The 25,135-nt window shown below is 61.1% G+C and carries 26 protein-coding genes; 16 read left to right on the top strand and 10 right to left on the bottom strand.

The features are described from left to right. Positions 1-4: 4 nt before the first annotated feature. Complete coding sequence (locus HGP16_RS21685) at positions 5-817, bottom strand: chromate resistance protein ChrB domain-containing protein (RefSeq protein WP_168842064.1); 813 nt, start codon at positions 815-817, stop codon at positions 5-7. A gap of 277 nt (positions 818-1,094) precedes the next feature. Here HGP16_RS21685 and HGP16_RS21680 point away from each other — a divergent pair, with 277 nt between their 5' ends. Then, positions 1,095-2,207, top strand: coding sequence for a pyridoxal phosphate-dependent aminotransferase (locus tag HGP16_RS21680; RefSeq protein WP_168842063.1), 1,113 nt, complete (start codon positions 1,095-1,097; stop codon positions 2,205-2,207). 223 nt (positions 2,208-2,430) lie between these two features. Here the strand turns inward: HGP16_RS21680 and HGP16_RS21675 are convergent, their stop codons facing one another. Next, positions 2,431-2,694: a sel1 repeat family protein gene (locus HGP16_RS21675; RefSeq protein WP_168842062.1), complete on the bottom strand. Its 264-nt coding sequence runs from the start codon at positions 2,692-2,694 to the stop codon at positions 2,431-2,433. Positions 2,695-3,165: 471 nt separating this feature from the next. Here HGP16_RS21675 and HGP16_RS21670 point away from each other — a divergent pair, with 471 nt between their 5' ends. The 3 genes from HGP16_RS21670 to HGP16_RS21660 all read left to right on the top strand — a co-directional run bounded on the left by HGP16_RS21670 (position 3,166) and on the right by HGP16_RS21660 (position 5,506). Continuing rightward, positions 3,166-3,504, top strand: coding sequence for a DUF2147 domain-containing protein (locus HGP16_RS21670; RefSeq protein WP_168842061.1), 339 nt, complete (start codon positions 3,166-3,168; stop codon positions 3,502-3,504). A gap of 203 nt (positions 3,505-3,707) precedes the next feature. Next, positions 3,708-3,884 carry a hypothetical protein gene (locus HGP16_RS21665; protein WP_168842060.1) on the top strand — a complete coding sequence of 59 codons (177 nt, stop codon included), beginning with the start codon at positions 3,708-3,710 and terminating at the stop codon, positions 3,882-3,884. 119 nt (positions 3,885-4,003) lie between these two features. Further along, the gene (locus tag HGP16_RS21660; protein ID WP_168842059.1) at positions 4,004-5,506 is read left to right on the top strand and encodes an AMP nucleosidase; all 1,503 of its coding nucleotides are present in this window, start codon (positions 4,004-4,006) and stop codon (positions 5,504-5,506) included. A gap of 31 nt (positions 5,507-5,537) precedes the next feature. Here the strand turns inward: HGP16_RS21660 and HGP16_RS21655 are convergent, their stop codons facing one another. Further along, on the bottom strand, positions 5,538-5,768 hold the full coding sequence (locus HGP16_RS21655; RefSeq protein ID WP_168842058.1) for a hypothetical protein: 231 nt from the start codon (positions 5,766-5,768) through the stop codon (positions 5,538-5,540). Between the two features lie 155 nt (positions 5,769-5,923). On the opposite strand from HGP16_RS21655, the gene HGP16_RS21650 reads away from it, so the two are divergent. From HGP16_RS21650 to HGP16_RS21635, 4 genes are read left to right on the top strand one after another with little or no spacing between them, the layout of a single operon-like run. Next, positions 5,924-6,283 (top strand): YciI family protein, encoded by a 360-nt coding sequence (locus HGP16_RS21650; protein WP_168842057.1) that lies wholly within the window; start codon positions 5,924-5,926, stop codon positions 6,281-6,283. Between the two features lie 10 nt (positions 6,284-6,293). Beyond that, a complete protein-coding gene (locus tag HGP16_RS21645; protein ID WP_168842056.1) occupies positions 6,294-6,656 on the top strand; it encodes a YciI family protein in 363 nt (120 codons plus the stop codon). Between the two features lie 18 nt (positions 6,657-6,674). Further along, positions 6,675-7,052 carry a YciI family protein gene (locus HGP16_RS21640; protein ID WP_168842055.1) on the top strand — a complete coding sequence of 126 codons (378 nt, stop codon included), beginning with the start codon at positions 6,675-6,677 and terminating at the stop codon, positions 7,050-7,052. 10 nt (positions 7,053-7,062) lie between these two features. Further along, positions 7,063-8,304, top strand: coding sequence for an RNA polymerase sigma factor (locus HGP16_RS21635; RefSeq protein ID WP_168842190.1), 1,242 nt, complete (start codon positions 7,063-7,065; stop codon positions 8,302-8,304). 5 nt (positions 8,305-8,309) lie between these two features. On the opposite strand, the gene HGP16_RS21630 is transcribed toward HGP16_RS21635, so the two are convergent. After that, the gene (locus HGP16_RS21630; RefSeq protein ID WP_168842054.1) at positions 8,310-9,269 is read right to left on the bottom strand and encodes a lysylphosphatidylglycerol synthase domain-containing protein; all 960 of its coding nucleotides are present in this window, start codon (positions 9,267-9,269) and stop codon (positions 8,310-8,312) included. 95 nt (positions 9,270-9,364) lie between these two features. Between HGP16_RS21630 and HGP16_RS21625 the strand changes: the two genes are divergently transcribed. Together HGP16_RS21625 and HGP16_RS34575 are read left to right on the top strand one after the other, a co-directional pair. Continuing rightward, on the top strand, positions 9,365-10,384 hold the full coding sequence (locus HGP16_RS21625; RefSeq protein ID WP_168842189.1) for a glycosyltransferase family 2 protein: 1,020 nt from the start codon (positions 9,365-9,367) through the stop codon (positions 10,382-10,384). A gap of 163 nt (positions 10,385-10,547) precedes the next feature. Next, positions 10,548-11,081 (top strand): NUDIX hydrolase, encoded by a 534-nt coding sequence (locus HGP16_RS34575; protein WP_312862922.1) that lies wholly within the window; start codon positions 10,548-10,550, stop codon positions 11,079-11,081. Positions 11,082-11,167: 86 nt separating this feature from the next. On the opposite strand, the gene HGP16_RS21615 is transcribed toward HGP16_RS34575, so the two are convergent. After that, positions 11,168-12,535, bottom strand: coding sequence for an aspartate aminotransferase family protein (locus HGP16_RS21615; RefSeq protein ID WP_168842053.1), 1,368 nt, complete (start codon positions 12,533-12,535; stop codon positions 11,168-11,170). Between the two features lie 284 nt (positions 12,536-12,819). Here HGP16_RS21615 and HGP16_RS21610 point away from each other — a divergent pair, with 284 nt between their 5' ends. Further along, on the top strand, positions 12,820-14,160 hold the full coding sequence (locus HGP16_RS21610) for a glutamine synthetase family protein (protein WP_168842052.1): 1,341 nt from the start codon (positions 12,820-12,822) through the stop codon (positions 14,158-14,160). Positions 14,161-14,165: 5 nt separating this feature from the next. On the opposite strand, the gene HGP16_RS21605 is transcribed toward HGP16_RS21610, so the two are convergent. Further along, complete coding sequence (locus HGP16_RS21605) at positions 14,166-15,113, bottom strand: diacylglycerol/lipid kinase family protein (RefSeq protein WP_168842051.1); 948 nt, start codon at positions 15,111-15,113, stop codon at positions 14,166-14,168. Positions 15,114-15,432: 319 nt separating this feature from the next. On the opposite strand from HGP16_RS21605, the gene HGP16_RS21600 reads away from it, so the two are divergent. After that, positions 15,433-16,650, top strand: coding sequence for an MFS transporter (locus tag HGP16_RS21600; protein WP_168842050.1), 1,218 nt, complete (start codon positions 15,433-15,435; stop codon positions 16,648-16,650). Here the strand turns inward: HGP16_RS21600 and HGP16_RS21595 are convergent. Beyond that, complete coding sequence (locus tag HGP16_RS21595) at positions 16,615-17,019, bottom strand: helix-turn-helix domain-containing protein (RefSeq protein ID WP_168842049.1); 405 nt, start codon at positions 17,017-17,019, stop codon at positions 16,615-16,617. The two genes, HGP16_RS21600 and HGP16_RS21595, sit on opposite strands and share 36 nt — an antisense overlap. 104 nt (positions 17,020-17,123) lie before the next feature. Here HGP16_RS21595 and HGP16_RS21590 point away from each other — a divergent pair, with 104 nt between their 5' ends. Together HGP16_RS21590 and mgtE are read left to right on the top strand one after the other, a co-directional pair. Next, positions 17,124-18,137 (top strand): zinc-binding alcohol dehydrogenase family protein, encoded by a 1,014-nt coding sequence (locus HGP16_RS21590; RefSeq protein ID WP_168842048.1) that lies wholly within the window; start codon positions 17,124-17,126, stop codon positions 18,135-18,137. A 354-nt stretch (positions 18,138-18,491) separates the two neighbouring features. Next, positions 18,492-19,865, top strand: a complete 1,374-nt coding sequence (gene mgtE, locus HGP16_RS21585; protein WP_168842047.1) for a magnesium transporter — start codon at positions 18,492-18,494, stop codon at positions 19,863-19,865. 51 nt (positions 19,866-19,916) lie between these two features. Here mgtE and HGP16_RS21580 read toward each other — a convergent pair whose 3' ends face one another. After that, positions 19,917-20,438: an Lrp/AsnC family transcriptional regulator gene (locus tag HGP16_RS21580; protein WP_409526857.1), complete on the bottom strand. Its 522-nt coding sequence runs from the start codon at positions 20,436-20,438 to the stop codon at positions 19,917-19,919. Positions 20,439-20,534: 96 nt separating this feature from the next. Between HGP16_RS21580 and HGP16_RS21575 the strand changes: the two genes are divergently transcribed. After that, positions 20,535-21,449 carry a DMT family transporter gene (locus HGP16_RS21575; protein ID WP_168842045.1) on the top strand — a complete coding sequence of 305 codons (915 nt, stop codon included), beginning with the start codon at positions 20,535-20,537 and terminating at the stop codon, positions 21,447-21,449. An 88-nt stretch (positions 21,450-21,537) separates the two neighbouring features. Here HGP16_RS21575 and HGP16_RS21570 read toward each other — a convergent pair whose 3' ends face one another. Both HGP16_RS21570 and HGP16_RS21565 read right to left on the bottom strand, forming a co-directional pair. Continuing rightward, positions 21,538-22,065, bottom strand: a complete 528-nt coding sequence (locus HGP16_RS21570; RefSeq protein ID WP_168842044.1) for a GNAT family N-acetyltransferase — start codon at positions 22,063-22,065, stop codon at positions 21,538-21,540. A 6-nt stretch (positions 22,066-22,071) separates the two neighbouring features. Continuing rightward, complete coding sequence (locus HGP16_RS21565) at positions 22,072-23,736, bottom strand: electron transfer flavoprotein-ubiquinone oxidoreductase (protein ID WP_168842043.1); 1,665 nt, start codon at positions 23,734-23,736, stop codon at positions 22,072-22,074. A 292-nt stretch (positions 23,737-24,028) separates the two neighbouring features. Here HGP16_RS21565 and HGP16_RS21560 point away from each other — a divergent pair, with 292 nt between their 5' ends. Continuing rightward, complete coding sequence (locus HGP16_RS21560) at positions 24,029-24,817, top strand: SDR family oxidoreductase (RefSeq protein WP_168842042.1); 789 nt, start codon at positions 24,029-24,031, stop codon at positions 24,815-24,817. Positions 24,818-25,135 lie beyond the last annotated feature (318 nt).

Below are 25,135 nucleotides of genomic sequence, written 5' to 3'. Positions count from 1 at the left end.
CTCACTATGCCCGCTTTTGGCTCGGCCAATTGTGGGTCTCGTCGGTGGCGTCGCGGCACCAGCGGTAGAAGGCATCGTAGAGGAGCATACCGGCGTCTAGCTGCTCCAGGTCGTCGTTGAACATCCGCGACAGGCCAAGCGAGGCGGCAAGCAATCCAGGCACTTCCGGCGCCAAATCCGGGCGAGCTGTATCTGCGCCACGCACGATCGTCGCCAGCCGCGACAAAGGTTCCGAGGTAAGCCCAAATTCCTCGATCATGACATCGAAGGTGCAGAATTCTCCTCGGTGGCTCCAGAACACCTGCTCTATGTCGAAGGGCGTCGCGCCGAAACGATCTCCGACCATGGAAACCTCGGAGGTCGGAACGAATAGAAAAACAGCCGAAGGATCGACGAAGCGGCGGATCAGCCATGGGCAAGCGATACGGTCGATCTTCGGCCGCGAGCGGGTGACCCAGACGGTCCGCCCCTGCAGATTGCGCTGCGGCAGCTTCTCGTTCGGCACCGCCGCGCCACCGGAGCGTATCCATGCTTCGAAACCACCTTCCAGCACTTCGGCCGGCGTTCCCTCCTGCCGGAGATAGGCCGCAACACCATGGCTGAGCTTGAGGCCACCTTGGCACACGATGACGGCAGGGCCACCAATGTCGCCGGCCCAATTCCCCAAATCTTTATAGTTTCGGCGAATGGAACCAGGTACGAGCCTCGGGTCGCTGGCAAAGTCGTCGTCGGTGCGCACGTCGATGATGGCGGGCGCATTCGGCGTGCCGATGATGCGGTTGAGTTTTTCCGATGAAATTTCGAGAAATGACGGCATAACGCGTCCCTCCGGTGTTCGGTTCAATGGACGCGATTCTTCGGCATGTCGCCTCGTGGGGTGATCGCAACCCCATAGAATGTATATGCGCGCGGGCCGAATTTCTGTCAAGCGAGCTGTTGAATTGGGGCAAGCGCGATCTGGCAAATGTCAAAAGCAACCGGAACAGATGACCACCGTTGGAGCAATCCGGAAGCAGCGTCTTCCGCTCTTGCAACGGCCCACCGAGGGTCTATTCTGCGGCGCCTTGCAACTGAATTCGGGAAAACAAGCCAGCATGTCCGCCTTCTCGCGCTTCACGCCGCTGATCAGCGCCCTTCCCTCCACCGTTCCATTCGTCGGCCCCGAAGCGCTGGAGCGCCAGCGTGGCCTCGGCGTCAAGGCGCGCATCGGCGCCAATGAGAACGGCTTCGGGCCTGCGCCCTCGGTCTTGTCAGCCATGCGCGAGCGGGCCGGCGATATCTGGATGTACAACGATCCGGAAAATTTCGAGCTGAAGCATGCGCTTGCGGCGCATCTCGGCGTTCAATCCGCCAATATCGCCGTCGGTGAAGGCATCGACAGTCTGCTTGGCCTGATCGCCCGCATGGTCATCGAACCGGGTACGCCCGTCGTCACCTCGCTCGGCGGCTATCCCACCTTCAATTTCCATGTCGCCGGCTTTGGCGGCCGCCTGGTTACCGCACCTTACGTCAATGATCGCGAGGATCTCGATGGATTGCTCGACGCGGTGAAGCGCGAAAATGCGCCGCTCGTCTATTTCGCCAATCCCGACAATCCGATGGGAAGCTGGTGGGAGGCGGACAGGATCGTCGCCTTTGCCCGCGCCCTGCCGGAAAGCTGCCTGCTGGTCCTTGACGAAGCCTATAGCGAGACCGGTCCCGCAAGCTCGCTGCCTGATATTTCTGACCTGATCGACCTGCCGAATGTGCTCCGCACCCGCACCTTCTCCAAGGCCTATGGCCTCGCCGGCGCCCGCGTCGGCTATGCCATAGGCACGCCGGAGACGGTGCTGGCCTTCGACAAGATCCGCAACCATTTCGGCATGAACAGGCTTGCAACGGTGGCGGCTCTGGCCGCGCTGAAAGATCAAGCCTATCTCACAGAAGTGGTTGGCAAGATCGCCGCTGCGCGCGAGGAGATCGGCACCATTGCCCGCGATAACGGGCTTTTACCGCTCACCTCCGCCACCAACTTCGTCGCTATCGATTGCGGTCGGGACGGCACCTATGCGCGCGCGATCGTCGACGGGCTGATCCAGCACGGCGTCTTCATCCGCATGCCGGGCGTTGCGCCGCTCAATCGCTGCATCCGTATCAGCGTTGGCCCCAAACAGGATCTGGACCTGCTGGCCGAGGCGCTGCCGAAAGTGCTGAAGGCGATCGGCTGAGGCGTGAAGCGTTTCGCGGAATCGCTCCACGTCGATATTCTCACGCAATTCCGGACGGAAAACCGCTGCGCACTTTTCCGGGAATTGCTCTAAAACGACGAAACCGCGCCTGCCTTGTCCCGGCCGGTCGCGGTTTTCATCATTTCGGCGCTCGCCTCTCCTTCGACCGCCGACATCCCCTCCTTCGAGATCAGTCAGTACGTTGTATTGTTTGCGGCACGCCTCAGTGCGTGGTCATCCACTCGCGGGCGGCGCGCAGCGCTGCGGCGAGCTGCATCTTGGTCAAGGTCGCGGCGACGTCGGCACGAAGCTCGGCGGCGCGCTCGCTGCCACGGATGGCTGCGATATTCAACCATTTGTGGGCGGCAACGAGGTCCGCGGTGCAGCCCCTGCCGGTCGCGTAGTTCACGCCCAGTTCGCAAAGGGCATCGGCGCTGTTACCACCCATCATGGCATTTCCAGACGTCGTCATTTCGAAGCGTGCCATTGCTTTTATCCCTGTTTTACTTCCGTTCGTATCTGCCCTGCTTTCCGTCCGAGCCTTGCCGTCGTTCGCGGCTTTCCGGTTCTTCCGGCCGGCGGGTTTGCCCCGCTCGTTTGATGGCTTCACTATCGCAGACGGCTTTCAAAAAACGCCTAAAATGCATGATTAATTCGATGCAAACAAAGTGCAAACGCTTGGTAAACTTGGGATTTTGTTAAACATCGCTTCCCTTGCAAATTAAGGATTTTCGGGCGAGCTTAACCTTCCGTTAGGATTTGGATTTAAACCCTTCCTTCACCACAAAATGAGCGCAGTTCAGTCCGATGCCGTATTTTGATGAAGCGTGGACAGCCGGCGGGATCGCAGTTTTTCCGCACCGAAAACCATATTTACCTTTACGTTCGCGTTAGATAATCTCGCCACGTTCCCGGCCATGGAGCCGGATGGCACCTTGGGGGGAGGAATAATAACACCATGATCCGTGCCACCATTCTTGCTGCCGCACTGCTCGTGAGCGCGAGTGCGGCCTTTGCCGAAGAGCCGATCGTCGGCAACTGGAAAACAGTCGAGGGCGATACCGCCGCCATTGCGCCTTGTGCGGACAGCTATTGCGTGACGCTGAAGACCGGAAAATATGCCGGCAAGCAGATCGGCAGGATGCAGGGCAAAGGCGCCAGCTATACCGGCGAACTCACCGACCCTTCCGAAAACAAGACCTATAGCGGCTCCGGCACCGTGAGCGGCAATAGCGTCAAGATGAGGGGCTGCGTTCTCAAGATATTCTGCAAGTCGCAGACCTGGACGAGGCTATAAAAGGCACTTTTCTATCCAGGAAACATTATCGGCCTGCCCGCCACTGGTCGGCAGGCCTCTTCTTGTTTGCCTATGGAGAGACCCTGGCGACAATTCGAGACCGGCAATATTTATGAACGCCGGATGAACCGGTATCTCAGCACCTGTTCAGCCTGACCATGGCAAAACGGTGTCCAGTATAGGGCACGGGTAGGGCCAAGGACATGGACTCGATCATCATGGCACGGCGTTTCGTCATCATTATGCTGTTTGCCGCCATCTTTGCGTTCAGCTTCTCGGTTGCGGTCGAACACGCCGGCCGCAGCGGAGCGCAGTCGCATTTCGGTGCAAGCTTCACCTGCGTGGAGACCGGCACGCCTTATTGCACGACGGTGCAATGACGAATGCCTGCGCGACGATCCCGCGCAGGCCTTGAGGCGGCTGCAAAAATAGCTGCGAGAATCCGAGCCACCTCTTGCGACGTCGTTTGCTTGTAACCAACGACACTCTATAATGGCTCATGAGCAACAGAATCTCTCCCTTTTCACCTCTCGACATCTCCTCCCCCAGCCCGTTCCAGCCGCGGACCTTCGATGATCCGGCTAAAGCCGTCGAGGCGCTGACGGAGCTTTACGAGCGCAATACGGCGTTCCTGATCGACAATTTCACCAAGCTTGCCAAGGGCGCGCCGATCACGGCGCGCTACCGCGCCTTCTATCCGCAGGTCAGCATCGAGACGACCAGCTTCGGCCATGTCGATTCGCGTCTCTCCTACGGCCATGTCACGGCGCCCGGCGTCTATACGACGACCATCACGCGCCCGCAGCTTTTCAAGCATTATCTCAAGGAGCAACTGACGCTCCTGATGCGCAGCCACAATGTGCCTGTGGTCGTCTCGGAATCGAATACGCCGATCCCGCTGCACTTCGCATTCGGCGAGGGTGCGCATGTCGAGGCTTCCGCGGCCATCTTCGAGGATATTCCGCTGCGTGACCTCTTCGATACGCCGGACCTGAACACGACAGACGACGAGATCGCCAATGGCGAATATATTCCGCCGCCGGGCGAGCCCTCGCCGCTTGCACCTTTTACCGCGCAGCGCATCGACTATTCGCTGGCCCGCCTCGCCCACTACACCGCGACCAGTGCGGCACATTTCCAGAATTTCGTGCTGTTCACGAACTACCAGTTCTATATCGACGAATTCTGCAATTGGGCGCGCGACGTGATGGTCAAGGGCGGCGACGGCTATACGGCCTTCGTCGAGCCCGGCAACATCATCACACTGGCCGGCTCAAGCCATCCGGAAGGCGACACCACGCCGCCGCGGCTGCCGCAGATGCCAGCCTACCATCTAAAGAAGAAGGGACATGCCGGCATCACCATGATCAATATCGGCGTCGGTCCCTCCAACGCCAAGACGATCACTGACCATGTTGCCGTGCTGCGCCCGCATGCATGGCTGATGCTCGGCCATTGCGCGGGCTTGCGCAACAGCCAGCGGCTTGGCGACTATGTGCTCGCCCATGCCTATATGCGCGAGGATCACGTTCTCGACGACGACTTGCCGGTCTGGGTGCCGATCCCAGCGCTCGCCGAAGTGCAGGTGGCACTGGAAGCGGCCGTTGCCGAGATCACCGGCTACGAGGGTTTCGAGCTGAAGCGCATCATGCGCACGGGCACCGTCGGCACCATCGACAACCGCAACTGGGAACTGCGCGATCAGGCCGGCCCCGTCAAGCGGCTGTCCCAGGCTCGCGCGGTCGCACTCGATATGGAATCGGCAACGATCGCCGCCAACGGCTTCCGCTTCCGTGTTCCCTACGGCACGCTTCTCTGCGTTTCGGATAAGCCACTGCACGGCGAGCTGAAGCTGCCGGGCATGGCGACCGCCTTCTACCGCACGCAGGTGAACCAGCATCTGCAGATCGGCATCCGCGCCATCCAGAAGCTAGCCGCGATGCCGCCGGAAGCGCTGCATTCGCGCAAGCTGCGCAGCTTCTTCGAAACGGCGTTCCAATAAACCACGCACCAGGAGGCAATGGGGCTTCGCCCTATTGCTTATCTGCTGACACCGATTGCGCCTGATAAACGGCCGCCACTTGCGGCCGTTCGTCGTTTGGCGTTGCCCACAAATTCAGACCAAGAATCATCGCGGCAAAAATGGCAAATCCGATCGCCGTGCGAAGAACCGCTTCGCGGGGATTTGACATTTGCAGTATCTCCTCCTCCGACAGCGTCTTCTTGTGCCAGTGATAGATGAGGGCTGCTTCCAGGTTGTACATGTCCGTTTCTCCTTTTGAGATGACGGAACTGGTCGACCGGCGATCGCCTTTTTCGACAGAGCCAAAAAATTTTGTCATGCTGCGGATCGGGATGTCGATTTGCTTGGCAGCCGCTCGTCTATGGCTGTCAGCAAATTGAAAGAGGAGACGCTGTGATGAAATATCTCTGCCAAGTCTGGTTCGATGGCACGAGGCTCGATCTCATGACCAAAGAGGAAAAACGCAAGCTCGATGCGGATTCGCTCGGCTATGACCGCGATCTGATGGCAAGCGGCCACATGATCCATGCGGAGGCGCTGCAATCACCCAGCTCGGCCGTGACGGTGCGGGTCCGCAACGGCGAGACATCGGTGACCGACGGCCCCTTCATCGAAACCAAGGAATATCTCGGCGGCTTCATCCTGATCGAAGCGAAAGACCTGAACGATGCGATCCGTGTCGCCGCCGGCATCCCGCTCGCCAAGCTCGGCAGCATAGAGGTGCGGCCGATCTATTCCTTCGGCCCTGATGTTTGAGGAGGCTCAGATGAAATTCCTTTGCCAAGTGTGGTTCGAAAGTGACGAGATCGCCAAGCTTTCCGAAGAGGAAGGGCGAAAGCTGACACAGGATTCGATCGACAACGACAACCGGCTGCGCGAGAGCGGCCATCTCATCGTCGCCAATGCCTTGCGCGAGCCAGAGACCGCCAGAACGGTCCGGGTGCGCAAGGGCGACGCCATCGTCACCGACGGCCCTTTCGCCGAGATCAAGGAGCATCTGGGCGGCTTCGTGCTGATCGAGGCGCGGGATATCAAGGAAGCAACTGATATCGCTGCTACCTTCCCCGTCGCGCGCTACGGCATGATCGAGGTTCGTGCGGCCTTCGACATCCGCTTTCCGGACGAGTAGCTGCGGAGGGAAAAAGACATGCGGTTTCTATGCCTGATCTACACGTCCATCGATGTCGACGGACGATTGACGCCGAACGAAATGAACCACCTGATCGGCGAGCATTTCGTCTATGACGAAGGCCTGCGGCAGGACGGCACGCTGATCGTTTCGGATGCGCTGGAGCTCCGAAACAAATCGATCGTCATCCGCCCCGACGGCGATACGTTTTCGGTGACCGATGGGCCGTTCGTGGAGACGAAGGAATATCTGGCCGGGTTCTATCTCATCGATGCTCCCGACCTGGATGGCGCAACCGAGATCGCCAAACGCATTCCCTCTGCGCGCTACGGCACCATCGAGATTCGTCCGGTGCGCATCCTGACCCTTCGGGGAGACCTGGCGGAGGAAGGTTGATGCCGTGTCGCTGAACCAGACCATCGACAGCATCTATCGCAGCCATTCGCGCCGCGTGCTGGCAACGCTGATCCGTTTGCTCGGCGATTTCGACCGCGCCGAGGAAGCGCTTCACGATGCCTTCGCGGCGGCGGCGCAGCAATGGACGGACGAGACGATCCCGGCCAATCCCTATGCCTGGCTCGTCTCTGCCGGCCGCTTCCGCGCCATCGATCATATCCGGCGCCGGACGCGCTTCGACGCGTCCCGCCCGGACATTACAGACAGCCTTTATCCGGAGGGAGAGGCGATGGAAATCGCAGAAAACGAAGAGATCGAAGACGACATGCTGCGGCTGATCTTCACCTGCTGCCATCCGCTTATTGCCTCCGAGGCGCGCATGGCGATGGCGCTACGCGAGGTCTGCGGCCTGACGACGGAAGAGATCGCCCATGCTTTCCTGATCCCGGCACCGACCGTCGCCCAGCGCATCGTCCGGGCCAAGAACCGCATCCGCGCCGCCCATATTCCCTATGAAGTGCCTGGCAAGACGGAGCTGCCGGAGCGTCTGGCACAGGTGCTGCATGTCATCTACCTCGTCTTCAACGAGGGCTATTCGGCATCATCAGGCTCGGCGATCGTCCGTGCCGACCTTGCGGCCGAAGCCATTCGCCTCGGCAGGCTCCTGCTGCAGCTATTGCCGGATCCGGAGGTCGAAGGATTGCTTGCGATCATGCTGCTGCAGGATTCGCGCCGGCTTGCCCGCACCAATGCCGCCGGCGATCTGGTGCTGCTTGTCGATCAGGATCGCGCGCTTTGGGATAGCGGCCAGATCCGCGAAGGCCTGACACTGTCGGCAAGAGCGATGGCGGCCGAAAGCGTCGGCAGCTATGCGTTGCAGGCCGCGATTGCGGCGGAACATGCCCGCGCTGTGACCACTGATGATACCGACTGGCGAAAGCTCGTGATGCTCTACGACCTGCTGCTGACGGCGAGCCCCTCCCCGGTGATCGAGCTCAATCGAGCGGTCGCCATCTCCATGTGCGACGGTCCGGCAGCGGCACTTTCCATCGTCGATGGGCTGCTGCAGGAGGAGCGCATGGCGCGGTATCACCTCACTCATGCCGCGAAGGCCGATTTCCTCAGGCAGCTCGGACGGTCGGACGAGGCGCGGCAATCTTATGAAATGGCACTTTCGCTGTGTCACCAGGCGCCGGAGCAGGCATTCCTGCGCAAGCGGTTGACCGAGCTTGCGGGCAAGACGCTGCAATAGCGGGGTCAGTGCCGCTTGCGCGAGACCAGCAATCCGATCGCGGTCCCCGTCAGCGCCGAAACGACGATCAGCAGGTGGGCATTGATGCTGGCCTGGGCGAGATTTTCAATCGCCGCCTTCTCGCCCGAGGCACCGAAGGCCATGGCTCCGGCGGTGATGCCGGCCGGATAAGTGCCCACACCACCCGGCGCATGCACAGGCAGGACGGACGACAGTTCACCGCCGAGTGCGCCGCCGAAGCTTGCCGAAAGCGGGGTGACGTTCATGAGGCCGAGCGCCCAGGCAAGGACGACGACCTTTACCAGCCAATTGACCACCGTCGTCAGCCAGGCGCGCGCAAAAGCGCCGATATCGATCGGCAAGCCGCGTTCCAGCTCGTGGACCAGACCTTGCGCCTTCTTCGGCAGGATGTGGGCCGCAAGGCGGATCAGCGGCCGGCGGGAAGCAAAGCCCACAACGGGCAGCAGCAGGAAAGCACCCCATGCGATCCAGGCCAGGACATGATAGGGCGCGGCAAGCGCAAGGCCGATGCCTGCGGCTGCCAGCAGCGCATGCAGGTCGAGCAGCCGCATGACGAACAGCGCCGAGGTTCCACGCGCCAGCGGAATGCCGAATTCCGAGCGCATCAGTACCGGGAAACTGGTCTCGCCGGTGCGGAACGGCATCATGATGTTCAGCAGATTATGAACCTGCGTGACGCGGAACAACGCCGCAAAATGGCCTGCGGTTTCCTTCGGGAAATAGTCGTAGATGCGCCAGGTGCGCAGGAAGTAAGTGCCTGTCAGAAGCACCAGGGCGAGAAGGATCGGCAAGGCGCCGACCTTGGCCCATTGCGCCAGGATGGAACTCCAGCCCCAGAACCATTCGATGAAGCCGGCATAAGCAAGGACGACGGCGAGCGTCAGCAGCGTCATTCGGTTGCGAATAAACCAATTCTGTCGGCTGGCAACCGTCGGAGTCTTCATGTAGTTAGGGCACCCAAAGGCGAGCGGAAGCTGAAACCGGACTTCTCGCTCGTTTCGTCCGGCAGGTACTGCCGGTCTTTTAGGAGAAAGAAGTGTTGCAGACAACGGCAGAGTCGACCCTCCCCCAGGCCGATACGGCAAGCCCCCTCGAGCTTTCGCTGGTCGTGCCCGTCTTCAACGAGGAAGAAAGCGTCGGACCGCTGATCGAGCGCATCTGTTCCGCCATGACGAGCTTTGCCAAATCCTGGGAACTGATCCTGGTCGATGACGGCAGCACGGATGCGACGCTGGCAAACGCGCGCCGCTCACTTTCGCACGACGGGCTGACGCTGCGCATCGTTGAGCTTCAGCGCAATTTCGGTCAGACGGCCGCCATGCAGGCCGGCATCGATGCGGCCAACGGCCGCCTGATCGCCACCATGGACGGCGATCTGCAGAACGACCCGAAGGATATCCCCTCGATGGTCGAGGAGCTGGAACGGCGGCAGCTCGACCTGCTCGTCGGCTGGCGCAAGAACCGTCAGGACGGGCTGCTTCTGCGCAAGATCCCCTCCTGGTGCGCCAACTACCTGATCGGCCGCATCACCGGCGTGAAGCTGCACGACTATGGCTGCAGCTTGAAGATCTATCGCGCTTCGATCATCAAGCAGGTGAAGCTGATGGGCGAGATGCACCGCTTCATTCCTGCCTGGGTCGCCGGCGTCGTACCAAGCTCGCGCATCGGCGAAGTCCCCGTTACCCATCACGCCCGCCAGCACGGCACGTCGAAATACGGGATTTCCCGCACCTTCCGCGTTATTCTCGATTTGCTGTCGGTGATGTTCTTCATGCGCTACAAGGCGCGGCCAGGGCATTTCTTCGGCTCGCTCGGGCTCGGGCTCGGCGCGCTCGCCGCCCTGATCCTGCTCTGGCTCTTCATCGACAAGTTCATCTTCGGCGACGATATCGGCAGCCGTCCGCTGCTGATGGTCGGCGTCGTGCTGCTCCTGTCGTCGGTGCAGATGATCACCACGGGCATTCTCGCCGAAATGATCGCGCGCATCTATTATCGCGACGATCTCTCGCCGAACTACATCGTGCGCAAGATCTTCGACCGTAATCATCAGGATGCCTAGAGCCGGATGATTTTAGGTCTGTTCGACCTAAAATCTGAATCCGCTCTAGAATCAAAGAAGTAGAGCGTGATGTCGTCCGAAAACCGCCTACACTTTTCGGCATCATGCTCTAGGCATCTCTCACCTATGCCCGGACCCATCCGAAACAGGAGCTGAACCGCGCGTGAGCCCGAAAGACGAGATCGCCAGCCTTCTATCCGACACCGCGGATCTTCCGCCCTGGCGGACGACGAACTCAACGCATCTGGTTCATGATCGCTGGCTGAAAGTCCGCGCCGACACCTGCGTGACGGCGGAGGGCACGGAGATTGCGCCCTTTTACGTGCTGGAATATCCCGATTGGGTCGAGATCATCGCGCTCGATGCCGAGGATCACATCTATCTCGTTCAGCAGTATCGTCACGGATTGGGCGTTGTGGCGCTCGAGCTTCCCGGTGGGGCCATGGATGCGAGCGATGCAAGCCCGGTCGAGGCGGCGGCGCGGGAGCTGCGCGAGGAAACCGGTCTTTCCTCCCGCGATTGGGAGTATGTCGGCAAGCTTGCGCCCAATCCGGCCACGCACACCAATCTCGCGCATATCGTTATTGCCCGCAATGTCGAACTAGCCGCCAAGCCGGCAGATGACCCGACCGAGCGCATCCGCCTGATCCGCATGCCGATCCGGCAGGCGATCGAGCTGGCGCTGGAGGGGAAATGATCCAGATGATCCATGTCGCCGCGCTGACGCTTGCCCTTCACAAGGCGGGCAAATGGGAAGTACCGGCACCAACGGCCAAGCTCTAGTTACGATTTCACGTCCGTCCAGACGGCATCGAGAGCGTCGCGCGCGATGCGCACCATCGCATCCACTTCCTCATGGCTGATGACGAGCGGCGGCGAGGCCAGCATGCGATCGCCGGTGGCGCGCAGCACCAGGCCGTTCGCCAGGGCATGGTTGCGCACTGCCGCACCTATTGCGTCCGGCTTTTCGAAGCGGCGGCGGGTCGATTTGTCGGCGGCAAGCTGCAATGCCCCCATCAAGCCGATGCTGACCGCTTCGCCAACCATGTCGTGATCGGCAAGGCTGCCCCAGGCTTTGGCGAAGTAAGGGCCGATGTCGTCGCGCACGCGCTCCACCAGTCCTTCCTCCTCGATGATCCTGAGGTTTTCGAGAGCGGCGGCCGCGCAGACCGGGTGGCCGGAATAGGTGAAACCGTGGTTGAATTCGCCGACTTCATTGATCAGCACGTCGGCGATACGATCGCTCACAAGCACGCCGCCGATCGGCAGGTAGCCTGACGACAGGCCCTTGGCGATCGGCGCGAGATCGGGTTCGACACCGAAATCCTGATGGCCGAACCATGCGCCGAGACGGCCAAAGCCGCAGATGACTTCATCGCAGACGAGCAGAATGTTCCTCGCCTTGCAGATACGCGAGATCTCCGGCCAATAGGTCGATGGCGGGATGATGACGCCGCCGGCGCCCTGCACCGGCTCGGCGATGAAGGCCGCGATATTATCCTCGCCCAGCTCGTCGATCTTCGCCTCGAGTTCGCGCGCAATCTTGAGGCCAAAGTCCTCCGGCGACAGATCGCCGCCCTCGCCATACCAATAGGGCTGGCCGATATGGACGACGCCCGGGATCGGCAGATCCCCCTGTTCATGCATATATTTCATGCCGCCCATGCTGGCGCCGGCGACGGTCGAGCCGTGATAACCGTTCCTGCGGGCAATGATGGTTTTCTTCGTCGGCTTACCCATGGCGCCCCAATAGACCCTGGCCATGCGGAACCAGGTATCGTTGGCCTCGGAACCGGAATTGGTGAAGAACACATGGTTGAATTGCGGCCCGGCATGGGCGCAGACCTTTTCGGCGAGAAGCGTCGCCGGTGTGGTCGTGGTGCCGAAGAAGGTGTTGTAATAGGGCAGCTCGTTCATCTGCCTGGAAACAGCATCGGCGATTTCAGTGCGGCCGTAGCCGATGTTGACGCACCAGAGGCCGGCAAACCCATCCAGATACTTCCGCCCTTCTGCGTCGAAAATATAGACACCCTCGCCCCGCTGAATGACGCGCGCGCCGTCCGCGTTCAACTTCTTCATGTCCGCGAAGGGATGGAGGTGATGGGCGGCATCGAGGGCGGCGAGATTGGAGCGGTTGGACGTATCTGGCATGGCTGTAACCTTATTGAGATCGGTGCCTGTCAGGCAAATCCGCCAACGATGCGATTATGTGCCAGGCCCCTCACCCCAGCCCTCTCCCCGTCGAACGGGGAGAGGGAGTTAAAGTGCCGAATTGTCCGCTTTGGGTACGGCCGGCACTGTTGTGTCCCTCTGCCCGCAAATGCGGGAAGAGGGTTAGGATGAGGGACCTGGCACGAAGCCGCAGCATGGCCAGACTTGACTGGAAGCTATCATCGTTTACGACCATGCCGTGAGCATTGGGGATTTACAAGAGCATGGCGGCCGACAACGCAACCGAAGGTAACGCGCGCATCGAAGTGCTGATCTCGGACATGAACGGCCGGCTCAGAGGCAAGCAGATCCCGATTTCGGCCGAAAAGAAAGTCTGGTCCGGCGCCGTGCGGCTGCCGACCTCGACGCAATCGCTCGATATCTGGGGCGACGACAATGACGATATTACCGGACTGTCGCTGACGATCGGCGATCCCGACGGGGACTGCGTTGCGGACCCGCGCACGCTCGTCGATATGCCCTGGGCGCCATCTGGGTCCAAACAGGTGCTGGCCACCATGCATGAGCTTGACGGCAGCCCGAGCTTTCAGGATCCGCGCGCCATTCTTGCGGCCGTGCTCGATCGCTACAAGGCGCTCGGCCTGACGCCCGTCGTCGCAACCGAGCTGGAATTCTATCTGTTGGCCGGCGATTGGCGCGAAAAAGGCATCCCGTCGCCGCCATCAGCGCTGACCTATCGGGACGAGCCGAACGGCTTCCAGCTTTACGACATGGATGCCGTCGACCTCCTCGACGATTACCTCGAAACGCTGCGCAGCTATGCGAGGACGCAAGGGTTGCCGGCGGATGCGACGACGGCGGAGTTCGGCCCCGGCCAGTTCGAGATCAACCTATTGCATTGCCCGGATGCCCTTGCCGCCGCCGACGACTGCATCATGCTGAAGCGCGTGGCCGAGCAGGCAGCGCGAAAGCACGGCCTGAAATCGACCTGCATGGCCAAGCCCTATACCGATCATGCCGGCTCCGGGCTGCATGTGCATGCCAGTATCATCGACACTCGGGGCCGCAATATCCTCGACGCGGAAGGCGGCGAGCCGAAGAGACTGAAGTCGATCTGCGCGGGACTGCTGCAGACGCTGCAGGAAGCACAGCTAGTCTTTGCGCCCTATGCCAATTCCTATCGCCGCTTCCAGCCGGGCTCGTTTGCCCCCGTCGATCTCACCTGGGGCTTTGGCCATCGCGGCACCGCCGTACGCATTCCCGAGAAGGATGGACCGGGAGCGCGCATCGAGCATCGCGTCGCCGGCGCCGACGTCAATCCCTACCTGATGCTAGCGGCAATCCTCGGCGGCATGCTGCTCGGCCTGCAGAACGACCTGGACCCCGGCGAGGAAACGACGCCGTCTCATGTGCCGGCCGATGCGCCGCGGCTGACGCATGATTTTCTGACCTCGGTCGAGCGCTTCCGCGCTTCCGCCTTCATTGCCGACATTTTCGGCGAGCGGTATCAGCGGCTTTACGGCGAGACGAAGCATAAGGAAGCGATCCGCCACCTGCGCACGGTTTCCGATTTCGATTACCGGACCTACCTGCCCCGCATTTAAGCGCTTCAGATGGCGACGTTGTCGACGGCGCCCTCGCGGGCGATGCTGGCGGCGGTCCCTTCCCGAACCATCACCTTGAGTTCGCCGGGATGAACCTTGAGCGTCACGTCGCGCTCGAGCGGCAGGAGTTCGCCGTCCATGACGCAGTTGGCGAGATGGCGTAGCTTCGGGAAGTGCAGATGCACCTGCGGCGCGTGCATGACCATGACATCGTTGTTCTCGCGAACGCGGCCGCGCAACATGTCGATGGCGAGACGGGCAACGCCGAGCGGCCGCAGGGGCTTTGCGGTGTAGAAGCCGAGCTCACCGCTGCGCAGGCTGTCGGCATAAAGCAGCGCGTTGGCGCCGAAGGGGTTGTTGGAAACGGAGATCGCCGAGACATGCCGGCGCTCGCGAATATCGCCGGCCTCGAAATCGACGTCGAATTCCGGCGGATTGGCGATGACGCCGAAAGCGGCCCGCGTGCTGGCCGACATCTTCCCGATGCGCGAGCGATAGCTATAGCCGTTGCGATAACGCACCATGCGCGCATGCAGGCCCGCCGAAAACTGATGCACGAAAGCGCGCCCGTTGGCACTGCCGATATCGACATTGTCGACCTCGCCTCGCGCGAGTACGCCCAGCGTCTGCCAGATGTCGAGCGGCAGGCGCAGCGAGCGGGCAAAGAGGTTCATGGTGCCGGCCGGAATGACGCCAAGGGCGACGCCGTTCTTCCAGGCGATGGCGGCAGCGGCCGAAATCGTGCCATCCCCGCCGCCGGCGACGATACCGTCGATATCGTCGCGCCGCGCCGCGCGCTCCATCGCCGAGACGATATCGCGGCCCTCCACGACCACAGCCTCGAAATCATGTCCGGCGTCGCGGAAGACCTGCTCCGCTGTCCTCTCATAGGCCGCCATATCAGTCGTGCGGAAAGTACCGCCATCTCGATTGAAAAAGCCGATCAGTTTCATGGGGCTCTCGGATTTTCCGTAGTCTTCATCTCAATAAGGGCTGAAACCCCGTGCGCTTCTTCCACAAATGGTCCCGGACGAGGCGATTTCAAGAATCCTTAGCTCCCGTCGGATTGTGCAGCGCGCACTTATGCGCCGCGCGACATGCTGCACTGCAAAAAATGCACGCGACAGCAGTGGCGGCCTCATCGATAGTATCGCGCGAGGCATGTTCGTGCCCCTCCAGTTCCTTATTTCGTCCTGATGCACTGAGCGCCGAATGCGGGGTTCGCTGCCCGATCGCGGCGCTTCCCCTTGGTGTGCCGCCCAAGGAGTTTCCGTGAGCGATATTTCCGTCGAGGCCCTCGATAGCCAGGCCATCATCGAAGCGCCGTCGCGCACCGCCATCGCGCTGGTGACCCTGGCTCTGGCCGTCGGCAGCTTCGGCATCGGTACGGGCGAATTCGTCATTATGGGACTTCTGCCCAACGTCGCCGACACCTTCGGCGTCACGACGCCGGAAGCGGGCCATGTGATCAGCGCCTATGCGCTCGGCGTCGTCGTCGGTGCGCCTGTTATCGCCGTGCTCGCCGCCAAGATGGCTCGGCGCACGCTGCTCCTGCTGATGATGGCGATCTTTGCCGCCGGCAATATTTCCAGCGCCTTCGCGCCGACCTTCGAAAGCTTCACAGCGCTGCGCTTCGTCACCGGCCTGCCGCACGGCGCCTATTTCGGTGTCGCGGCGCTGGTTGCCGCCTCCATGGTGCCAGTCCATCGCCGCGTGCGCGCCGTCGGGCAGGTCATGCTCGGCCTGACGATCGCGACGCTGATCGGCACGCCGATCGCCACCTTCCTCGGCCAGTTGCTCGAATGGCGTGCTGCCTTCATGATGGTCGGCGGCGTCGGTCTCGTCACCATGCTGCTCATCGCCCTGTTCCTGCCGAGGGACAAGGTCGAGGAAGGCGCCAGCATCACCCGCGAGCTCGGCGCGCTGAAGCGCATCCAGGTCTGGCTTTCGCTTGGCGTCGCCGCGGTCGGCTTCGGCGGCATGTTCTCCATCTTCAGCTATGTCGCCACGACGACGACCGAGGTCGCCGGCCTCGGCACCGCCATGGTGCCTGTCGTGCTTGCGCTCTTCGGCATCGGTATGAATGTCGGCAATATCGTCGGCTCGCGACTTGGCGACATCTCGATCAAGGGCACGATCGGCGGCATGATGATCTTCAACATCGTCATCATGACGCTCTTCTCGCTGACGGCTGCCAATCCCGTCATGCTCTGCATCTGCGTCTTCCTGATCGGCTGCGGCTTTGCTGCCTGTCCGGCCGTGCAGACGCGCCTGATGGATGTGGCGGCGGATGCGCAGACGCTGGCCGCCGCCTCCAACCATTCCGCCTTCAACATCGCCAATGCGCTTGGCGCCTGGCTCGGCGGCCTGGTAATCTCCTGGGGCTTCACGGCTGCTGCGACCGGCTATGTCGGCGCGGTCCTCTCCGTTGGCGGTCTTGCCGTCTTCGCTATTTCAGTTGGCCTGGAGCGTCGCACCGGACACGCATGACATTCCCGGTGCGGCGAGCTGCTGGCGCCCGTCGTGGCAGAATACATTCTCCTCGCCCCATACCGCCATCGCCTTGATGATCGGTCCCAGGCTGGCGCCAAGCGGCGTCAGCGCATAATCGACGCGCGGCGGCACGACCGGAAAGATGGTGCGTGAGATCAGCCCGGATTCCTCCAATTCCCGCAATTGCTTCGTCAGCATCCGCTGTGTCACCGACGGCAGCTTGCGACGAATCTCGTTGAAACGCAGTGTTCCCTCCATCAGATGAAAAAGAACAACTCCCTTCCATTTGCCATCGAGAAGGCTCAGCGTCGCCTCGACCGGACATCCTGGAAAATTCCCGACAAGCTTGGAGCGGGGAAGTGACATCGACAGTATCCTTTTTGTACTTACGTACAGAATTTGTGCATTCTTGCGCCCTCTAACCATAATGCGCATTTAGCCTCTGTGCAACAAAACCAGGAGCTTCTCCCATGCGTGCAGTCGCCTACCAGCATCCTCACCCCATTTCCGCCGAGACATCGCTGATCGATATCGATCTGCCGACACCCGAGGCCAAGGGCCGCGATCTCCTTGTCGAAGTGAAAGCCGTCTCGGTCAATCCGGTCGATGTCAAAGTCCGCGCCAGCGTCGCCCCCACCGAGGGCGAATACAAGATTATCGGCTGGGACGCAGCCGGCATCGTCAAGGCCGTCGGTCCCGAGGTCACCATGTTCAAGCCAGGGGACGAAGTGTTCTATGCCGGCACCATCAATCGCGGGGGCTCGAATATGGAATTTCATCTGGTCGACGAGCGCATCGTGGGAGCCAAGCCGAAGAGCCTCGATTTTCCGGCCGCAGCTGCTCTGCCGCTGACATCGATCACTGCTTATGAAACGCTGTTCGACCGCCTGAAGGTTCAGGACCCCGTCCCCGGAGCGGCGAATGCAGTCCTCATCATCGGCGGCGCCGGCGGCGTCGGATCGATCGCCATCCAGATCGCGCGCGCGCTGACCGATCTCACCGTCATCGCCACGGCGTCCAGGCCGGAAACGCAGGTCTGGGCGAAGGAACTCGGTGCCCATCACGTCATCGATCATTCGAAACCGCTTGCACCGCAGATCGAGGCGCTTGGCATCGGCGCCCCCGCTTTCGTCTTCTCCACGACCAACACCTTGGATCACATCGCCTCGATCGCGGAGGCCATCGCGGCCCAGGGCCGGTTCGCCCTCATCGACGATCCGAAAACGCTCGATGTCGTGCCCTTCAAGTGGAAGGCGATATCGATCCATTGGGAGATGATGTTCACTCGCCCCCTCTATAACACTGCCGACATGATCGAGCAGCATAACCTGTTGACGAAGATCGCCGAACTGGTGGATGCCGGCAAGATCAGGTCGACGCTGACCGAGACCGCGGGCACGATCAATGCCGCCAATCTCAAGAAGGCGCATGCCCTCGTCGAGACCGGCAAGATGAAGGGAAAGGTCGTTCTGGCCGGTTTCTGAGTGACCAATATTCGCGACAGATCAGGTCGGGCGCATGTCGCCCGACCGTCTTGTCTTAACGCATTTGCGCTAGGTTTTGTTGCATCGCAAAAATTTGCAGCCACCTAAGCAAATTTTTATCGCAGGATCGCGCGTTTAGGCGCGTCCACCTCTTGACTTTTTATTCCTTCGGCGCGACTTCTCCGCACGTGGGGAACAGCGTTTTCCATACCGATCAACCGGAGCCATCTTTCGATGCCTAGCGACAGTAGTAGTCGATTGCCTTTGCCGTCAGTAGCATTCGTGCACTAACCGACTCCTGTCGGCTCGCCACGATCCGCTACGACGGCGGATCGACCGGAAAGGCGAGCTATAATGAACGTAAACAGCTTTCCCGTGCGGGCAGGCAATGCCGCGCGCGCATTCATCAATAACAACCGTGCCGTAACCATCGCCGAGCGTGTCGAGTCGCTGAATGCGCTTGGGGCATCCGAGGCTGCGCGCATCCTCGCCAAGATGCCGGAAGAGCGCGCTGTGCGCATTCTCGACCGGCCCGAACTTCGCAACGCGCCTGCCATCCTCGAAGTCATGAGCAACAGCGATGCCGCGCGGCTGCTGCATGGCATGTCCAACGACCGCGTCGCCGACGTGCTGCTCGAAATGGATGTCGAGGCGCGCACCCGGCTCTTCGCCACCTTCGACGAGCATGCCCGGCTAGCGATCCAGGGGCTGATGGGCTATCCGCCGCGCACGGCCGGCGGCATCATGACGACGGAATTCGTCAGCGTTCTCGCCAGCTGGACCGTTGCACAGACGCTCGATCACGTTCGCCAGGTCGAGCGCTCCCGCGAAACCGTCTATGCCATCTATGTCCTCGACGACGAGACGCATGTGCTGCTGCATGTCGTGACGCTGCGTCGCCTGATCACCGGCGAGCCCGACGCCTGTATCCTCACCGTGGCGCAGAAGGGCACGCCGGTCACGGCGCCGCCGCTGATGAAGCAGGAGGATGTCGCTCGCCTGATCCGCCGCCACGATCTGCTGGCGCTTCCGGTCGTGGATGACAAGGGCATGATGCTCGGCATCGTCACCGTCGACGACGTCATCGACACGATGATCGCCGATACGACCGAGGACGCCCAGAAGTTCGGCGGCATGGAAGCACTCGGCCAGCCCTACATGAAGATCAGCTTTGCCGGCATGATCCGCAAGCGCGCCGGCTGGCTCGCAGCACTCTTCCTCGGCGAAATGCTGACGGCAAGCGCGATGCAGCACTTCGAGGGCGAGCTGGAAAAGGCCGTCGTGCTGACGCTGTTCATCCCGCTGATCATGAGCTCGGGCGGCAATTCCGGCTCCCAGGCAACGTCGCTGATCATCCGGGCGCTGGCGCTCGGCGAACTCAAGCTTTCCGACTGGTGGCGCGTGGCGTTCCGCGAACTGCCGACGGGCATCGTGCTCGGCGCGATCCTCGGCCTCGTCGGCTTCGCCCGCATCGTCCTTTGGCAGAATATCGGCCTGTTCGATTATGGCCCGCACTGGCAGCTGGTCGCCTTTACCGTCTTTGCGGCCCTGATCGGCATCGTCACCTTCGGTTCGCTCGCCGGCTCGATGCTGCCATTCGTTCTGCAGAAGCTGCGGCTCGACCCGGCCAGCGCATCGGCGCCCTTCGTCGCGACGCTGGTCGATGTCACTGGCCTGGTGATCTACTTCTCGGTCGCCCTGCTGATCCTCAGCGGCACGATGCTCTGAGGATAATAAAGCTCTCACGACAAAGGGGCCGGCAGCGGCCCCTTTTCATTTTCACTCCGGCGCAGGCAGTTTCAGCACGCCATTGGTCTTGAGGGTCCGGATCGCGAAATTCGAGCGCAGGTCGACCACGCCGGGAAGGACCAGAAGCTTCTCCGACATCACCTTTTCGTAGGCGGCAAGATCCTCCACCACGACTTCCGCCAGGAAATCGGCGGTTCCCGAAATCAGATGACAGGCGACGATTTCCGGAATGGCCAGCAATGCGGCCTGCTGCGCTTCCGAATTCTCCTTCGAATGATGGCCGACCTTGAGCTCCACGAAAACCGTCAGGCCGAGACCGGCCTCCTTGCGGTCGATATCGGCGCGGTAGCCACGCAGGAGCCCCGATTTTTCCAGATTGCGAATGCGCCGCAGGCAGGGCGATGGCGAGAGGTTTACGCGCTCGGCGATCTCGACATTGGTCGCCCGCGCATCCTGTTGCAGGCAGTTGAGGATCGCAATATCGAATTTATCCAGTTTTGGCATATCCAATAAATCCAGTTGCCAATATTGGCAGGTTATTGCTGATAGCATGATTTTTCAGCCATAACTAGCAAGGACATGCCTCGGCCTTCGGCGCTATCTTTTCCTCATTCGAACGATAACCGGATAATTGGAAAGGATATGTCGATGACCGCTTTGTCTCTCTCCACTCACAAGGCAACCCCTACCGCGATCGGCTATGCGGGTGCTGTCGTCACCGTCTTGATCTGGGCGAACTGGATCCTGGCCACCCGCCATACCGCCGAGACCCAGATGAGCACGATCGACCTTGGCTTGCTGCGCTATGGCGTTCCGGCGCTGGTGCTGGCTCCCGTCTGGTGGCGGACAGGCCTGCTGCCGAAAGGCGTGCCGCTGAAATTGCTGGCGCTGATGGTCTGCGGCTCCGGTGCCCTCTTCTTTCAGCTGACCACGCTCGCCATTCAATTCACGCCCGCTTCGTCAGCCGGTATCCTGCTCGGCGGCTCCATGCCACTGGCAACCGCGCTGATCGGCGTGCTGATCTTTCGCGAGCGGCTTGATATCACCCGCTGGCTCGGTCTTGGCGGCATCGTCGCCGGCGTCGTGATCCTGCTTGCCCGCAGCCTCTACGGCGTGCAGATCTCCTGGGAGGGCTTCACGCTGCTGCCGCTGTCGGCCGTACTCTGGGCAAGCTACACCCATGCCTTCCGCCGCTCCGGGCTCAACGCCGTGCAATCGAGCGCCATCATCGCCGTCTGGTCGTTCCTGATCCATGTCGGGCTGGCCGCCATCTTCGGCAGCTCGCTGACCTCGGTGCCGCTGCCTGAAATCGGCCTGCAGATCGTCAGCCAAGGCCTGCTGTCCGGCCTTGCCGCCACCCTCGCCTACGGCCTTGCCGTGCAGGCTCTTGGTGGCACACAGGCCGCGGCCTTCACCGCGATCACCCCCGTTCTCGCGACGATCGGCGGCGGCTTCCTGCTCGGCGAAGAAATCGGAATAGCCGGCATTGCTGCAGCAATCGTGACCGGCACCGGCGTTGCCCTCTCCACCGGCTTACTCGCCCGGAAGGCTGCCCAGCACTAATCCGCCTCTCGCGGAGAAATAGAGCGGTTCGGCTAAATGCCGAACCGCTCTATTTCTATTTGTTCCGATGCAAGCCTTGGAACAAGGATCAGAAACGAAGCGCCATAGCCACACGCCTGAGCCGATCGGCGCCGTGGGCAACCTCATTCTCCAGAATCTGCGTGAGGACGGCCGGCCTTTCCTCACCCTCCAGGATGCGAAAGCCCATCGAGGCATAGAAAGGCGCGTTGAAGGCTACCTGACGATCTGTCGTCAGAGTAACCCCAGCAGCACCCTGTGTTCTGGCCGCTGCAATCACAGCCTCCATCAGCCGGCGCCCGACGCCTTGCTTCTGCCAGCGCCTGACGACATCGATTTCGGCGATATAAACGGAACCGTCCTTGCGGATGCCCGCGAGGAAACCGAATGGCCGGTCGTCGCCGTCGACAGCTACGAACAGCAAGTCTTCTGCTCGGGATTGCTCCAACACGTTGAGAGGCAGCGACGTCGGCTCGCAGGCGACCGCGCCGGCCTCGTGCAGAGCCCCAAAGGCATCGATCTCGATAGCGGCGAGCAAGTGCAGCTCGTCGGCCCTGGCTGAACGAATCACCCAGGTCTTTTGCCCGATCCCGGTCATTGCATCTCACATATTCGGATAGACCGGTCCCTCACCGCCCTGCGGCGGAACCCAGTTTATGTTCTGGTTGGGATCCTTGATGTCGCAGGTTTTGCAGTGGACGCAATTCTGAGCGTTGATGACAAAGGTTTCCTTGCCGTCCTTCTCCACCCACTCATAGACGCCCGCCGGACAGTAGCGCGTAGAAGGGCCGGCATAGATATCGTGTTCCGACGATACCTGCAGCGCCATATCCCTGACCTGCAGATGCACCGGCTGGTCTTCCTCGTGATTGGTGTTGGACAGGAACACCGAGGAGAGGCGGTCGAAGGTCAAGACGCCGTCCGGCTTCGGATAGTCGATTTTCGTGTGCTTCGCCGCCGGCTCCAGGCTCTGCGCATCCGTCTTGCCGTGCTTCAGCGTGCCGAAGAAGGAGAAGCCGAGGAGCTGGTTCGTCCACATGTCGAGGCCACCGAGCGCCACGCCGACCGCCGTGCCGAAGTTCGACCACAGCGGCTTGACGTTCCTGACGCGCTTCAAGTCCTTGCCGATGTCGGAGGCGCGCCATTCGTTCTCGATCTCGATCACTTCGTCGTTGCCGCGGCCGGCCGCGATCGCCTCGGCGATCCTGTCGGCCGCCAGCATGCCTGATAGTACCGCATTGTGGCTACCCTTGATGCGAGGAACGTTGACGAAGCCGGCCGAACAGCCGATCAGCGCGCCGCCCGGGAAGGTCAGCTTCGGCACCGACTGATATCCGCCTTCGGTGATGGCGCGGGCACCATAGGAGATGCGCTTGCCGCCCTCGAAGGTGCCGCGGATCGCCGGATGCGTCTTGAAGCGCTGGAATTCCTCGAAAGGATAGAGATAGGGGTTCTTGTAGTTCAGGTGCACGACGAAGCCGACGGCGACGAGATTGTCCTCCAGATGATAGAGGAACGAGCCGCCGCCCGTCTTCATGCCGAGCGGCCAGCCGAAGGAGTGCTGCACGAGGCCTTGTCTGTGGTTCTCCGGCTTGATCTCCCAGAGTTCCTTGATGCCGATGCCGAACTTCGGCACATCGCTGTTCCGCGACAGATCGAACTTGGCAATGAGCTGCTTGGCGAGCGAGCCGCGCACGCCCTCGCCAATCAGCACGTATTTGCCGAGCAATGCCATGCCGCGGGTATAGTTCGGACCGGGCTCGCCGTTCTTCTCGATGCCCATGTCGCCGGTGGCGACGCCGATGACGGCGCCCTCGTCATTATAGAGCACTTCGGTCGCGGCAAAGCCGGGATAGATCTCGACGCCCAGAGCCTCGGCCTTCTCGGCTAGCCAGCGACAGACATTGCCGAGCGAGACGATATAATTGCCGTGATTGCTCATCAGCGGCGGCATCATAAAATTCGGCAGACGGACGGAGCCGGCGGGACCCAGGAACAGGAAGTGATCGTCCGTCACCTCGGTCTTGAAGGGATGGCCCTCCTCTTCGCGCCAGCCCGGCAGCAACCGGTCGATGCCGATCGGATCGACGACGGCGCCCGACAGGATATGCGCGCCGACTTCGGCCCCCTTCTCGAGCACGACGACGGTCAGATCGGGGTTGATCTGCTTCAGCCGGATCGCCGCCGAAAGCCCCGCAGGGCCTGCGCCGACAATCACAACGTCGAATTCCATGCTCTCGCGTTCCGGCAGCTCGCTCGCGTCAGTCATTCATCTTCTCCGCTTGGCGGCGTCCGATGATATCGGATCACAGCCTTATCCCCTTGGGCGTCTTCCCCGTTTCGTTTATCTCTTGTCAAAACGGGAGAGGATTGTCGAGCCGGGAAGCGACAGGCAATCCTCCAATTCGTCCAGCGCGCAAAACAAGTTAAATTACCCTTACGTTAACGTCAATATTCTGAAGGTATTTATCGCCATCTCCGGAGCGTGACTTCCATAATCGCTCGATGGCGCTCTATAAGAGCCGATCAGGAAATTGCGGATAGCATGAAGGGTGATCGAGATGGATCTTCGTATCGGCGGAAAGCGCGCGCTGGTGCTTGCCTCATCCAAGGGGCTCGGCCATGGAATCGCGGTGGCGCTGGCCCGCGAGGGCGTGAACGTCCTGCTCTGCGGCCGCAGTGGCGAAAGGCTCGAAAGCAATTGCAAGGCCATCAACGCCGAAGGCAAGGGTCGGGCAGACTGGATCTGGGCTGATCTCAACGACGAGAACTTCGTTGATGTCGTCACTAAGGCTGCGACCGAGAAGCTCGGCGGCATCGACATTCTCGTCAACAATAGCGGCGGCCCGACGCCCGGAACGACGGAGGATATGACCGCGGACCGGCTGGAGACCTATTTCGTCTCCATGGTGTCGCGGATCATTACCCTCACCAACGCCCTGCTTCCTGACATGAAGGCCCAAGGCTGGGGACGCATTCTCACGGTCGCCTCCTCCGGCGTCATCGAGCCCATTCCCAACCTCGCGCTTTCCAACACGCTGCGGCCGGCACTGGCCGGATGGAGCAAGACGCTGGCGAGCGAGGTGGCCGCGCATGGCATCACGGTGAACATGCTTCTGCCGGGCAGCATCGCCACCGACCGATTGGCCGAGCTTGATACCGCCGCAGCCAAACGCGGAAACCGGAGCCTGGAAGACGTCAGCGCCGAGCGCCAGCAGCGCATTCCCGTCGGCCGCTATGGCCGTGTCGAAGAATTCGCTGCAACGGCCGCCTTCCTCTGCAGCGAACCGGCAAGCTATGTCACGGGAACGCTGGTCCGCTGCGACGGAGGGGCTGCGCGCTCCCTTTGAAGTCCCAACCACGAACGAAGAAGGGGCTTGGCTAAACCGGCCCCGACAACACATTTGCGTGAGCGACGATGGCGCCTGCCATGAGGTTTGCGACCTGCTTCTCCACTATAAATACTGTACCCCGCCACACAGCCGTCCAATTATTACATAACGGCAATCAAAAAATAGCCAATTGACTGTTTGTTGCACTGCACAAGCGGAAGCAATTCCAAAGCTTTCCAAGCTTTAATTTTTCGTGCCGGCGAACTGTGGTAAATTGCGGTGGATCAGCGTTCACGAATTCACGTTATAGGGACAGAATTACCGAACGTTAGCGGT

Origin of the sequence: Rhizobium sp. P40RR-XXII (genome assembly GCF_012641405.1) — a bacterium.
Taxonomy (GTDB): domain Bacteria; phylum Pseudomonadota; class Alphaproteobacteria; order Rhizobiales; family Rhizobiaceae; genus Rhizobium.
The sequence above is the reverse complement of the archived record's forward strand: the minus strand, read 5'-3'. Positions and strand labels throughout refer to the sequence as shown.